The organism is Rhizobium sp. A37_96 (assembly GCF_053521765.1).
Genome location: NZ_JBNWDS010000026.1, coordinates 32,737 through 44,843, shown reverse-complemented (window position 1 = coordinate 44,843; position 12,107 = coordinate 32,737). Strand labels below are relative to the sequence as shown.

At 62.5% G+C, this 12,107-nt stretch carries 11 protein-coding genes; 7 read left to right on the top strand and 4 right to left on the bottom strand.

The window, feature by feature from the left end:
* The first annotated feature begins 238 nt into the window (after positions 1-238).
* Positions 239-1,117 carry a 3-hydroxybutyryl-CoA dehydrogenase gene (locus tag ACQZ6J_RS32110; RefSeq protein ID WP_163986956.1) on the top strand — a complete coding sequence of 293 codons (879 nt, stop codon included), beginning with the start codon at positions 239-241 and terminating at the stop codon, positions 1,115-1,117.
* A gap of 239 nt (positions 1,118-1,356) precedes the next feature.
* On the opposite strand, the gene tlpA is transcribed toward ACQZ6J_RS32110, so the two are convergent.
* Positions 1,357-2,022 carry a thiol:disulfide interchange protein TlpA gene (gene tlpA, locus ACQZ6J_RS32105; protein ID WP_449086994.1) on the bottom strand — a complete coding sequence of 222 codons (666 nt, stop codon included), beginning with the start codon at positions 2,020-2,022 and terminating at the stop codon, positions 1,357-1,359.
* Between the two features lie 23 nt (positions 2,023-2,045).
* Here tlpA and argH point away from each other — a divergent pair, with 23 nt between their 5' ends.
* The 4 genes from argH (at position 2,046) to ACQZ6J_RS32085 (ending at position 8,255) form a co-directional block, all read left to right on the top strand.
* A complete protein-coding gene (gene argH / locus ACQZ6J_RS32100; RefSeq protein WP_163986958.1) occupies positions 2,046-3,446 on the top strand; it encodes an argininosuccinate lyase in 1,401 nt (466 codons plus the stop codon).
* A 209-nt stretch (positions 3,447-3,655) separates the two neighbouring features.
* Positions 3,656-3,850, top strand: coding sequence for an LPS translocon maturation chaperone LptM (gene lptM, locus ACQZ6J_RS32095; RefSeq protein WP_163986959.1), 195 nt, complete (start codon positions 3,656-3,658; stop codon positions 3,848-3,850).
* 13 nt (positions 3,851-3,863) lie between these two features.
* Complete coding sequence (gene lysA, locus ACQZ6J_RS32090; RefSeq protein ID WP_449086993.1) at positions 3,864-5,135, top strand: diaminopimelate decarboxylase; 1,272 nt, start codon at positions 3,864-3,866, stop codon at positions 5,133-5,135.
* Between the two features lie 360 nt (positions 5,136-5,495).
* Complete coding sequence (locus tag ACQZ6J_RS32085) at positions 5,496-8,255, top strand: TIGR02302 family protein (protein ID WP_449086992.1); 2,760 nt, start codon at positions 5,496-5,498, stop codon at positions 8,253-8,255.
* Between the two features lie 75 nt (positions 8,256-8,330).
* On the opposite strand, the gene ACQZ6J_RS32080 is transcribed toward ACQZ6J_RS32085, so the two are convergent.
* The 3 genes from ACQZ6J_RS32080 to ACQZ6J_RS32070 all read right to left on the bottom strand — a co-directional run bounded on the left by ACQZ6J_RS32080 (position 8,331) and on the right by ACQZ6J_RS32070 (position 10,149).
* Positions 8,331-8,690 carry a response regulator gene (locus tag ACQZ6J_RS32080; RefSeq protein ID WP_163986962.1) on the bottom strand — a complete coding sequence of 120 codons (360 nt, stop codon included), beginning with the start codon at positions 8,688-8,690 and terminating at the stop codon, positions 8,331-8,333.
* A gap of 159 nt (positions 8,691-8,849) precedes the next feature.
* Positions 8,850-9,398: a hypoxanthine phosphoribosyltransferase gene (gene hpt, locus ACQZ6J_RS32075; RefSeq protein ID WP_449086991.1), complete on the bottom strand. Its 549-nt coding sequence runs from the start codon at positions 9,396-9,398 to the stop codon at positions 8,850-8,852.
* Positions 9,399-9,483: 85 nt separating this feature from the next.
* Entirely contained in the window at positions 9,484-10,149 is a 666-nt protein-coding gene (locus tag ACQZ6J_RS32070; protein WP_449086990.1) for a hypothetical protein, read from the bottom strand.
* A 210-nt stretch (positions 10,150-10,359) separates the two neighbouring features.
* Between ACQZ6J_RS32070 and ftsE the strand changes: the two genes are divergently transcribed.
* Together ftsE and ACQZ6J_RS32060 are read left to right on the top strand one after the other, a co-directional pair.
* Positions 10,360-11,019, top strand: coding sequence for a cell division ATP-binding protein FtsE (gene ftsE / locus ACQZ6J_RS32065; protein ID WP_075853762.1), 660 nt, complete (start codon positions 10,360-10,362; stop codon positions 11,017-11,019).
* Positions 11,012-12,055 (top strand): cell division protein FtsX, encoded by a 1,044-nt coding sequence (locus tag ACQZ6J_RS32060; RefSeq protein WP_449086989.1) that lies wholly within the window; start codon positions 11,012-11,014, stop codon positions 12,053-12,055. Before ftsE ends, ACQZ6J_RS32060 begins: the two co-directional genes overlap by 8 nt.
* The last annotated feature ends 52 nt before the right edge of the window (positions 12,056-12,107 follow it).

Genomic DNA, 12,107 nt, shown 5'->3' with positions numbered 1-12,107 from the left:
CAAGGACGAGGAAGCCCCGATCTTCCAGATCGCCGACTACGGCCTCGTCGCAGACCTCTTCGAAGCACTGCCCGAACTGCAAAAGGCGCTCTGAGCGCCACGATTAAGTTTCTCGCAGTTGCGAGAGACTGGAAAATCGTCTCTTATAGGTCTATCAATCTTTGCCGGGCTAGAAATGGCCCGGCAAATTTGAATTAAGAGCATAGCGCATCGCCAGGAGCGCGCCGGGGAGTTGGCAATGAGTTCGCTTAAGACGATCGGTATTATCGGCGCGGGCCAGATGGGCTGCGGGATAGCCCATGTATCCGCGATGGCCGGTTACAAGGTTCATATCTACGATCTCGCGCAGGACCGCATCGAAAGCGGTCTTGCCACCATCAACGGCAATCTTGCCCGCCAGGTCGCCTCCGGCAAGATGACGGATGAGGAGCGCAAGGCCGCCCTTGGCCGCATCACCGGCTCGAATGATCTCAACGATCTCGCGCAGGTCGATCTCGCCATCGAGGCCGCGACGGAAGACGAAAGCGTCAAGCGCAAGATCTATGCGCAGGTGTGTCCGGTCTTGAAGCCGGAGGCCATTCTCGCCACCAACACGTCGTCGCTGTCGATCACCCGCCTCGCCTCCGCCACCGACCGCCCGGAACGCTTCATGGGCATCCACTTCATGAATCCGGTCCCGGTCATGAAGCTGGTGGAGCTGGTCCGTGGCATCGCCACCGAGGAATCGACCTTCAGCGCCGCCAAGGCCTATGTCACCTCGCTGGAAAAGACGATCACCGTCGCCGAGGACTTCCCCGCCTTCATCGTCAACCGCATCCTGCTGCCGATGATCAACGAGGCGATCTATACGCTTTATGAAGGCGTCGGCACCGTCGATGCCATCGACACCGCCATGAAGCTCGGCGCCAACCACCCGATGGGACCGCTGCAGCTTGCCGATTTCATCGGCCTCGATACCTGCCTGTCGATCATGCAGGTGCTGCACGACGGGCTTGCCGATTCGAAGTACCGTCCCTGCCCGCTGCTGGTGAAATATGTCGAAGCCGGCTGGCTCGGCCGCAAATCCGGCCGCGGCTTCTACGACTACCGCGGCGAAGTACCGGTTCCGACCCGGTAATTTTTGCGGCGACCTCCGGGCCGATCCTCATGGTTCGAGCCCTGCCGCCGCCGCTACGCTCCTAAGCTCTGGCGCCGGCGCACCTCACCATGGGGGCGGGACAAAGCCACCCGCCAACCGAACGGATGGTGTTGAGAATGGCGGAAGTTTCATCAAGCGTAATAGGTTAGCCCTCACCCTGAGGTGGGAGCGCAGCGACCCTCGAAGGGCGAGGGCGGATGATCGAGCAAAGAGACCGCTCAGATCCCCACGGCCGCCTTGATCAGGTTCTTCGCATCGTCGCTATCCCATGCGGCAGGCCCGTTCATGGCCGACAGCAGGCAACCCTTGCCGTCGATGAGAAGCGTGACGGGCAGGCCGAAGGCCAGCCCCTGCTTCTTCAACACATTGAACACGCCCATGGTGTTGTCGCGATAATAGCCGAGCTTGTCGATCGCATATTCCGTGCGGAAGGCCTTGGGCTTCTCTTCGTCGCCGGTGTCGATATTGATGGCGACCACCTCGAACTTGTCGTTGCCGGTGCTCTTCTCGAGCGCGTTCAGCGCCGGCATTTCCTCGCGGCACGGCACGCACCACGTCGCCCACACGTTCAGCAGCACGGTCTTGCCGGCGAAATTGCCGATCGACAGCGGCTGCCCCTCGGCTCCCTTGAAGGAAACATCCTTGAGCGAGATCGGCGCCGGCGGCAGGCTCATGGCGGCAACCTGCCCCTTGGTGAAGGGCGTCAACGCCGCGGCGCGATCCTTTGCGGCTCCGCATTGATCGGCCGAGGCGGTTTCACCAACGCCATTGCCATACCCCGCCTCCTTCACGTATACCGCTGCCGCGCCGGCAATTACCCCTGCGACGGCGGCAAGCAGAACGAGTTTCATGGACGGCAGACCGAACGGCTTCTTTGCTGTCATTACATTCTCCAGGTGGGCATCTCATGACTGACGGCACGGACACCAAATCCTCCAACCAGATGTGGGGCGGGCGTTTCGCTTCCGGCCCCGCGGCAATCATGGAGGAGATAAATGCATCGATCGGTTTCGACAAGAAGCTGTTTGCACAGGATATCCGCGGCTCAATCGCGCATGCAAGCATGCTTGCCCATCAAGGCATCATTTCAACCGAGGATAAAGACAAGATCGTTCACGGGCTGAACACGATCCTGTCAGAGATCGAGAGCGGCAATTTCGAGTTCTCCCGCCGCCTCGAAGACATCCACATGAACATCGAGGCGCGGCTTGCGACCCTGATCGGCCCGGCGGCCGGACGCCTGCACACCGCCCGCTCGCGCAACGACCAGGTGGCACTCGACTTCCGCCTCTGGGTGAAGGAAGAGCTGCAGAAGTGCGAGCAGGCGCTGACCGAGCTGATCGCAGCCTTCCTGGACCGCGCCGAGGAACACGCCGAAACCGTCATGCCGGGCTTCACGCATCTGCAGACGGCGCAACCCGTTACCTTCGGCCATCATTGCATGGCCTATGTCGAGATGTTCGGCCGCGACCGTTCGCGCGTGCGCCACGCCATCGAGCACATGGACGAATCACCGATCGGCGCCGCCGCCCTTGCCGGCACCGGCTTCCCGATCGACCGTCACATGACGGCGAAGGCGCTCGGCTTCCGCGAGCCGACCCGCAACTCGATCGACACCGTCTCCGACCGCGACTTCGCTCTCGAATTCCTGTCGATCGCCGCCATATCAGGCATGCACCTATCGCGGCTGGCCGAAGAAATCGTCATCTGGTCGACGCCGCAATTCGGCTTCGTGCGCCTGTCCGACTCCTTCTCCACCGGCTCCTCCATCATGCCGCAGAAGAAGAACCCGGATGCCGCCGAACTCGTGCGCGCCAAGACCGGCCGCATCAACGGCTCGCTGGTGGCGCTGCTGACCATCATGAAGGGCCTGCCGCTCGCCTATTCCAAGGACATGCAGGAAGACAAGGAACAGGTCTTCGACGCAGCCGAAAGCCTGGAACTGGCGATTGCCGCCATGACCGGCATGATGCGCGACATGACGATCAACACCGCCCGCATGAAGGCTGCCGCCGGCTCCGGCTACTCCACCGCCACCGATCTTGCCGACTGGCTGGTGCGTGAAGCCGGCCTGCCGTTCCGCGATGCCCATCACGTCACGGGACGCGCCGTGGCGCTTGCCGAAAGCAAGTCCTGCGAGCTGGCGGAACTGTCGCTGGAAGACCTGCAGGGGATCCATCCTTCCATTACCGAAAAGATCTTCGACGTGCTGACGGTCGAGGCCTCGGTTGCCAGCCGCAAGAGCTTTGGCGGCACGGCGCCTTCGGAAGTGCGCAAGCAGATCGCCTTCTGGCGCGGCCGCAACTGAGACGACGACGAAACCGCACTCAAACAATCGGGGTGCACAAGCGCGGGAAACTTCGCTAAGAAGAGTGACTTTCGCGCGTGAGCTGGACGATTTTCGGTCGCTTCGACCGAAAATCGTCCAGCTCTACAATCAAAGACGTAGAGCATGATGTTATCCGAAAACCGCTCACACTTTTCGGCATCATGCTCAAATCGCCCAAGAGGATTTCGATGCAGATCAACATGCCGCATATCATCCGCCTGACCGTCGTGCTTTCGGTCGTCGGCCTTGCCGTTGTCGGATGTGGCCGCAAAGGCGATCTCGATCCGCCGAGCGCATCGGCGACCAAGGGCGGCGACGTCAGCAAGCCGACCAAGCAGCCAGGCACCGAAGACAAGAAGTTCTTCCTCGATCCTATTCTTTGATTAGGCGGCGACCGTGAATCATTTTCAGTATCGCGACGGCATCCTCTATGCCGAGGACGTTCCGGTTCCCGAGATCGCCAAGGCGGTCGGCACGCCCTTCTACGTCTATTCGACGGCAACGCTGGAGCGCCACTATCGCGTCTTCGCGGAAGCCTTCGGCGATGTCGATGCCATGGTCTGCTATGCGATGAAGGCCAACTCCAATCAGGCGGTGCTGAAGACGCTCGGCCGGCTCGGCGCCGGCGTCGATGTCGTCTCCGTGGGCGAATTGCGCCGCGCGCTGGCCGCGGGAATCCCCGCAAGCCGCATCATGTTCTCCGGCGTCGGCAAGACGGCGCAGGAAATGGACGTGGCGCTCGAAGCCGGCATCTACTGCTTTAATGTCGAATCCGAGCCGGAACTGGAAGTGCTGAACCAGCGCGCGGTGCGCGCCGGCAAGGTGGCGCCCGTTTCCTTCCGCATCAATCCGGACGTCGATGCCCGCACCCATGCAAAGATTTCGACCGGCAAGAAGGAAAACAAGTTCGGCATTTCCTGGGAGCGCGCCCGCACCGTCTACAACCGTGCCGCCAGCCTGCCGGGCATCAAGGTCACCGGCATCGACATGCATATCGGCAGCCAGATCACCGAGCTGCAGCCCTTCGACGACGCCTTCAAGCTGCTGCGCGACCTCGTGGACACGCTGCGCGGCGATGGCCACGACATTCATCACGTCGATATCGGCGGCGGCCTCGGCATTCCCTATCGCGACGACAACAATCCGCCGCCGCTGCCGGACGCCTATGCGCAGATCGTCAAGAACCAGCTGCGCGGCCTCAACTGCAAGATCGTCACCGAACCGGGCCGCCTGATCGTCGGCAATGCCGGCATCCTCGTGACCGAGGTCATCTATGTGAAGGATGGCGGCAACAAGACCTTCGTCATCGTCGACGGCGCCATGAACGACCTGATCCGCCCGACGCTCTACGAGGCCTATCACGAGATCCGGCCGGTTGCGATCGGCGATGCCCACGCCCAGCGCATCAAGGCCGATGTCGTCGGCCCGGTCTGCGAGACGGGCGACTACCTGGCGCTCGATCGCGAAATGGCGATGCCGCAGCCGGGCGACCTTCTCGCCGTCAGCTCGGGTGGCGCTTATGGTGCCGTGCAGGCCGGCACCTACAACAGCCGGCTTCTGGTTCCGGAAGTGCTGGTCAAGGGCAACGAGTTCCATGTCATCCGCCCGCGCGGTAGCTATGAGGAGCTGATTGCACTGGATTCTCTTCCGGCATGGCTTGAGGGATGATGGGTTTCCATCCATGAACTTCAGACGGGACGGGCAGAAAATCCGCCCTGTCCGAGCGATCACGTTTCGGCGAACTCCGATGAAAAAACAGCCTTTCGCGCCGCTTGCCCTCGTCTTCGCCACAAAGAATGTTATCTTTGATCGGCAGGCGTCTCGCCGGGCGCTGCGTGCGTGGGCGTGTGGGACGCTCCCGCCATCCCCAACGGGCCGCTAGAGCCGGATGATTTCAGATCAAACCGATCTAAAATCTGAATCCGCTCTGGAATCAAAGAAGTAGGGCATGATGTCGTCCGAAAACCGCTTACATTTTTCGGCATCATACTCCAGCCATCAACGTCAGATCGGGAGAAGACCGGACCGATGACCAGCCCCAGCAACCCTAAGAAGGGCGCTTTTGCCACCCGTCCGGCGCTGGCGCGCATGGTTGCGGTCAAGCGGCTCTTTGCCCGGTTCGTGCTGGTTTCCGAACAGCTTCTGCCGCGTCTGCTGCTGCCGGCGTCCATTTTGGCCCTGTTCCTGTCTGCTGCCTGGTTTGGCATCTTCCGCATCGCGCCGGATATCCTGCGCTTTTTGCTGCTCGCCGTCTTCCTCGCCGGCCTCGCGGTGACCCTCTATCCGTTGCGCCGCCTGCGCTGGCCGAGCGTTGCCGAGGCCGATCGGCTGCTGGAGGAGCGTAACGGCCTCGCGCACCAGCCCGTGACGGTGCAGGAGGATGAGCCGGCGCTCGACACGCCTTTTGCCCGTGCGCTCTGGCGCGAGCACCAGACGCGCATGGCGGAGCGCATCGCCGCCCTGGATGCGGGCCTTCCACGGCCGGATATCGCGCGTTACGACCGCTTTGCCCTGCGCGCCATTCCGGCGTTGCTTCTGGTGACGGCCTTCAGCTTTTCGATGTCCAACAGCGGCGGCTCGCTGAGCGATGCCTTCACGGCTCCCGCTTCCACGTCGAGCAACCCGGATGTCCGTGTGGATGCCTGGGTCACCCCGCCCTATTACACCGGCGAGGCGCCGGTCTATCTGACCGGCAATGCTCCCAATCCCGGCAACGGCCTCAACGTACCGCAATTCTCCGAACTTACGGTACGGGTCTCGGGTGCCGCGACGGATGAGAAAGTGCTGTTCAAGCCAAACGGTGCCGACACGGGCGTCGAAGTCCCCGCACAAACAGCCAATATCGACAAGCAGGGCCAGGATGGTGCAAACCCCGCAGCCATTCCCGTTGCGGCGCCCGTGGTAAACGGCAGCGCCAATACGCCCGCCGCGGATGGAATGATCGCCCGCACCCACGTCCTCAAGCTCGACAAGGGCGGCGAACTGACCGTCAATGGCCGGTCCTGGTCCTTCAACGTCGTCGTCGACAAGCCGCCCGAGATCACCTTTGACGGCATTCCGCACGCCGCAACCAGCGGTGCGCTCGAACTCGGTTTCCGGGTCAAGGACGACTACGGCGTCGAGGAAGCCCATGCCGAGATCGTGCCGGTCGAATCCGATCCCGCCGCAACGCCGCTCTACGGCCTGCCGGAATACAAGCTGGAGATTCCGCGTCGCGACCGCCGCAACGGCAAGGGGCTGGCGAGCCACGATCTGACACAGGATCCGCTGACCGGCAAGCGCGTCCGCATCACTCTGGTCGCCAAGGACGGCGCCGGCCAGACCGGGCGTAGCGCGCCCTACGAGATGGTGCTTCCGTCACGCAACTTCACCCAGCCGCTCGCCGCCGCCGTGGCGGAAGAGCGCCAGGTCTTCGCGCTCGATACCCGCAAGATGCCGGAGGCAATCGAGCTCAACAAGTCGCTCACCATCCGGCCGGAAGAAGCCATTCCCGATCTCGGCAATTTTCTCGCGATCAAATCGGCTTTGACGCGGATGAAGCTTGCGAGCAGCGAAGCCTCGCTGAAGGATACGGCCGACTACCTCTGGCAGATCGCGCTCGGCATGGAAGACGCACAGCTGACCGATGCGGAAAAGGCCCTGCGCGATGCCCAGCAGAAGCTTTCCGACGCCTTGCAGCGCAACGCTTCCGACGATGAGATCAAGAAGCTGACCGATGAGCTTCGCAAGGCGATGAACGCCTATATGAAGGAGTTGGCCGAGCGCATGCGCAACATGCCGGCCCAGCCCAACCAGCGCTCCGCCAACATCCTGCGCCAGCAGGACCTGCAGCGCATGATGGACCAGATCGAAAACCTCGCCCGCTCCGGCAACCGCGAAGCCGCGCAGCAGATGCTGTCCGAGTTGCAGCAGTTGATGAACAGCCTGCAGGCCGGCAAGCCGCAACCTGGGCAGCAGCAGCAGAACCAGGCGAATGACAAGATGCGCGAGCAGATGGACAAGCTCGGGCGCATCATGCGCGATCAGCAGAAACTGATGGATCAGACCTTCAAGCTCGATCAGGCCATGCGCGACCGCATGCAGCGCGGCGATCCCAACGAGGATGGCGACGGCCTGATGGATCAGCCGCTGCCCGGCCTCAACGACCAGATGCGCCCGGATATGGGGCAGCGCAATCAAGGCCAGCAGGATCAGGGCCAGCAGGATCAGCAGCAGGGCCAGAACCAACAGGGTCAGAAGGGCAACGACCCAACCGACGGGATGACGGCCGATCAGCTGCGCGATGCCCTCAAGCAGCTGCGCCAGCAGCAGGAGGACCTCGGCAAGCAGCTTGGCGAACTCCAGAAAAACCTGGGCTCGCTGGGCATGAAGCCGAACCAGAATTACGGCAAGGCACAGCAGGAGATGAAGGGCGCCTCAGGCCAGCTCGCCGAAGGCAACGGCGAAGGCGCCGTGCAGGGACAGGGGCGCGCGCTGGACGCCCTGCGCAAGGGCACCCGCGAGATGATGAACCAGCTCATGGCCCAGATGCAGCAGGGTCAAGGCCAGGGTCAGGGGCAAATGCCGGGACAGATGGGCCAGGGAGGCCCGAACGGGCGCGATCCGCTCGGCCGTTCGCGCAATGAAGGCGGCTTCTCGGACAACCCCAACAACAATATGGTTCCGGACATCATCAAAGCAGAGCGCGCGCGCCAAATTCTCGACGCCATTCGCGAGCGGCTGAGCAACAATCCTACATTTACCGAGGAACGACGCTATCTGGAGCGCCTGCTCAATCTGGCCCAGTGAGGCCGCTTCCGGCCTATCCGCACATGACCAGGATGGAGTCAGCACGGCAACAACCGTGCTGAGCAAGGATAAATCTCAGGCGGCCAGCGCGCGGGCGACGGCCTTGCGGATATCGGGCAGTGCGAAAGGCTTGGCGACGACGTCGACGATCTTTTCCATAAGGTCGTCTGCACGCTCGCGCTGCTCGGCATAGCCGGTCATCAGCAGGATCTTCATGCCCGGGCATGTCGAATGCGCCTGATGGGCAAGCTCGATGCCGTCCATAACAGGCATGCGAATGTCAGACAGCAGCAGGTCGTAGCCGCCTTGCTTCAGCTTCTCCAGGCCTTCCGCGCCGTCGGCCGCCTCCTCGGTCTCGTGACCGTCCAGGCGCAACGCGCGCGCGACGAAGATGCGAAGCGAATCTTCGTCTTCCGTGATCAGAATTTTTGCCATGGTCCTTGCTCCGTGGTCCGTCATGTTCCGCGACCGAAATCACCAGAATTCCGTTTGCGATAGGTAAACGGCGGACAGGTGATTAGGCTCCGTGGTTAACGAGTCGTCATCGCTGGAGCAGAATGGGACAGGCGGCGCGCCGCCTGTGTTAACCCGGATTTAAGACTTGGCGTCCCCGGTGACGACCCCGACGAAGGGCAGCTCGCGGAAGGCGTAAGCCACATCCATGCCGTAGCCGACAACGAAATAATCGGGGCATTCGAAGCCAACATAGTCGGCCTCCAGTTCTTCCTGACGCTTGACGCTCTTGTCGAGCAGGACAGCCAGCGTAACGTTGCGGGCGCCGCGCTCATAGAGCAGCTCCTTGGCGAAACGCAGCGTGCGGCCCGATTCCAGGATATCGTCGACCAGAAGGACGTCGCGGCCCCTGACGTCGCTGTCGATGTCCTTGACGATGCGAACGCCCTGGGAAACCGTGCCGGCGCCGTAGCTGGAAAGAGTGATGAATTCGACCTCGGGCGCGAGCCCGGTCTCATGCAGCGCGCGCAACAGGTCCGCCGCGAAAATAAACGAGCCCTTGAGAACTGCGATGACGAGGAGATCTTTCGTCGGCCCGCTGGCAATTTCCTTCGCCAGGGCGTGATTGCGCTCGGCAATCTGCTCGGCAGTGAAAAGCGGCTCGATGTTCTTCCCGCGTACGACAGGCATTGATTGGCATGCTCCATGGCTTCGCGGCCCGTGGCCGCCGATCAAGCCTTAGCCCGTAGCACAATCAGCAAGCCCGACACACCCCCTAAGGCATGAAGGAAAGCCGAACATCCGGCGTTTTTCCACCGGGATGCTGCAATCGCGTCGAGAATCCGCGGCTTTGGTGCGGCCCGAGACGATCGATCGGCGTGTCCACGACGACGCTTCTGACCAGCTGGTCGCCGGCAAAGAGGTCGGCACGCACCTGCGGAATGGAAAGCGTGGCGCCGCTGACATTCTCGATGATGCCGTTCAGCTTCAGCACGCGCAGACCGTTCTCGTCGCGCGGCGTCAGCGTCACATGCGAGAATTGCAGCGGTTCGCCCGTCGCCTCGGCCGGTGCGCCGGACAGGGTGGAGAATCCGCCGGAGAGACCGAAGATCAATATTGCGAGGGAAACGATCAGCGCTACGAAACTGCGCCGCGATGCCTGCTGCAAAATCCCCTCGACGCCGCGCAGGACCGAGAGGAGGCGCGACGCGGCTGTCTTGCGCGGCGTTGGCTGCGGTCTTGGTTGCTGATGACCGCCATAGCGCATGCTGACGCCCGATGCGGGTCTCCCGCGCGCGCCGGAGACGGTCACGAATTCGGCATCGACGATATCAGGCTTCGGCATGAAGCGATGCGGCTGGCTCGCGCCTGATCCCCGCTCGGGCGGAATGAGGTCGTAAACCAGTCCCGCCTGCTGCTGGCGGTGGCGAAAAGCGCCCATGATGACCTCCCGTTTCGGTGATCCACATGGTTTCGACGCCCATTACCAAACTGGGCATTGAAACGAATCCTGCCCAGTCGTAAATTTTAATGGTTAATGCTTCGCAAAGATCGCCATGAATGGGGCGCCTTTCCAGAAAAATTTACCGGCTGTTAACGCCATTGGTTAACAAGTCGCCTGATTGAACACTGCGGAAGACTGGACTGCCCGTTGATTCACTTTGAGAACGTCGGTTTGCGCTACGGCATGGGTCCGGAAATCCTCCGTGACCTGAGCTTCGACATACCGAAAAAATCGTTCCAGTTCCTGACCGGGCCCTCCGGCGCCGGCAAGACGACCCTGCTGCGGCTGCTCTTCATGTCGCTGCAGCCGACGCGCGGACTGATTCGCATGTTCGACCGGGAAATCTCCTCGATCCCCCGCAACGAGCTGCCGCTGCTGCGCCGCCGCGTCGGCATCGTTTTTCAGGATTTCCGGCTGCTCGAGCATCTCACGACCTACGAAAACGTCGCCTTGCCCCTGCGCGTGCGCGGCAAGGACGAAAGCTCCTATCGCACCGACGTCTTGGAGCTGCTGAAATGGGTCGGCCTCGGGGAGCGCATCAACGTGCTGCCACCCGTGCTTTCGGGCGGCGAGAAGCAGCGCGCGGCAATCGCGCGCGCCCTCATCGATCGCCCGGAAATCCTGCTTGCCGACGAGCCCACGGGCAACGTCGACCCGCCGATGGCGCGCCGCCTGCTCAACCTGTTTCTGGAGCTCAATCGCCTCGGCACCGCCGTCGTCATCGCCACCCACGACCTTGCCCTGATGGACCAGATCGAAGCCAGGCGCATGATTCTATCGGGGGGGCATCTCGATATCTATGACTGAGCCCGGCCCCCGCAGGAACACCCAGAACGCCAAGGCGCCGCAGGCACGACAAGCGCCCGCACCCCCCGCGGAGCGCAAGCGCCCGGAAATGCGCGTGCGCCCGACCGGGCCAATCGTGCCCTCCTCCAACATTCAGGGCAATGCGCTGATCGTCGTCATTGCCATCATGGCCTTTCTCGCCTGCCTGACGCTCGGCGCGGTCAGCATGGTGCGCTCGACGGCGGCAAGCTGGGAGAGCCAGATTTCCCGCGAGATCACCATCCAGATCAAGCCGGACGACAATCTCGACATGGAAAAGACGCTGGCGAGCGCCCGCGATATCGCGCTGAGCTTCGTCGGCACCAAGTCCGGCCAGATCGTCGACGAGGCGGCCACGGCCCGCCTGCTGGAGCCCTGGCTCGGCGCCGGTCTCGACATCAAGGAACTGCCCGTCCCGCGCCTCGTCATCATCACCATCGACGAGACGCATCCTCCGGATTTCGAGGCGATGCGCAGCCTGCTCAAGGCGCAGATCCCGCAGGCGACGCTGGACGACCACCGCACATGGGTCGACCGGCTCGTCTCCATGGCGCATACGACCGTTCTCATCGGCACCGGCGTCCTGCTGCTGGTCTTCACCGCCATGGTCCTGACGGTGGTCTTCGCCACGCGCGGCGCGCTCTCGGGCAACCGCCACATCGTCGAAGTGCTGCATTTCGTCGGAGCCGAAAGCACCTTCGTCGCCAATGAATTCCAGAAGCATTTCCTGAAGATCAGCCTGAAAGGGTCAGCCGCCGGCAGCGCGCTCGCCGCGCTATTCTTCGCCACCGCCGGCGTCCTCCAGAGCCGCACGATCGCCACGCCGCAGACCGATCAGGCAACCGCGCTTTTCGGCACCTTCTCCGTCGGCGCCCTCGGCTATGTCGGCATCCTCGCGACCATGATCATCATTGCGCTGCTGACGACGCTCACCGCACGCTTCACGGTCATGCGCACGATCTACGAAATCGATCTGATCCGCTCCGATCCCGGGCGGACGGATACCGTACAGAATTGACGCGTCGGTGATATTTTTTTACCGTTCGACAGCCCGTTCCTTGCCGCAATTG

Excerpts from the sequence above, each read along its gene's own strand:
- ACQZ6J_RS32080 (WP_163986962.1), bottom strand. The coding sequence starts at position 8,690 with ATGGCAAAAATTCTGATCACGGAAGACGAAGATTCGCTTCGCATCTTC.
- ACQZ6J_RS32060 (WP_449086989.1), top strand. The coding sequence starts at position 11,012 with ATGACTGAGCCCGGCCCCCGCAGGAACACCCAGAACGCCAAGGCGCCG.
- ACQZ6J_RS32110 (WP_163986956.1), top strand. The coding sequence starts at position 239 with ATGAGTTCGCTTAAGACGATCGGTATTATCGGCGCGGGCCAGATGGGC.
- ACQZ6J_RS32070 (WP_449086990.1), bottom strand. The coding sequence starts at position 10,149 with ATGGGCGCTTTTCGCCACCGCCAGCAGCAGGCGGGACTGGTTTACGAC.
- argH (WP_163986958.1), top strand. The coding sequence starts at position 2,046 with ATGACTGACGGCACGGACACCAAATCCTCCAACCAGATGTGGGGCGGG.
- lptM (WP_163986959.1), top strand. The coding sequence starts at position 3,656 with ATGCAGATCAACATGCCGCATATCATCCGCCTGACCGTCGTGCTTTCG.
- ACQZ6J_RS32085 (WP_449086992.1), top strand. The coding sequence starts at position 5,496 with ATGACCAGCCCCAGCAACCCTAAGAAGGGCGCTTTTGCCACCCGTCCG.
- tlpA (WP_449086994.1), bottom strand. The coding sequence starts at position 2,022 with ATGACAGCAAAGAAGCCGTTCGGTCTGCCGTCCATGAAACTCGTTCTG.
- hpt (WP_449086991.1), bottom strand. The coding sequence starts at position 9,398 with ATGCCTGTCGTACGCGGGAAGAACATCGAGCCGCTTTTCACTGCCGAG.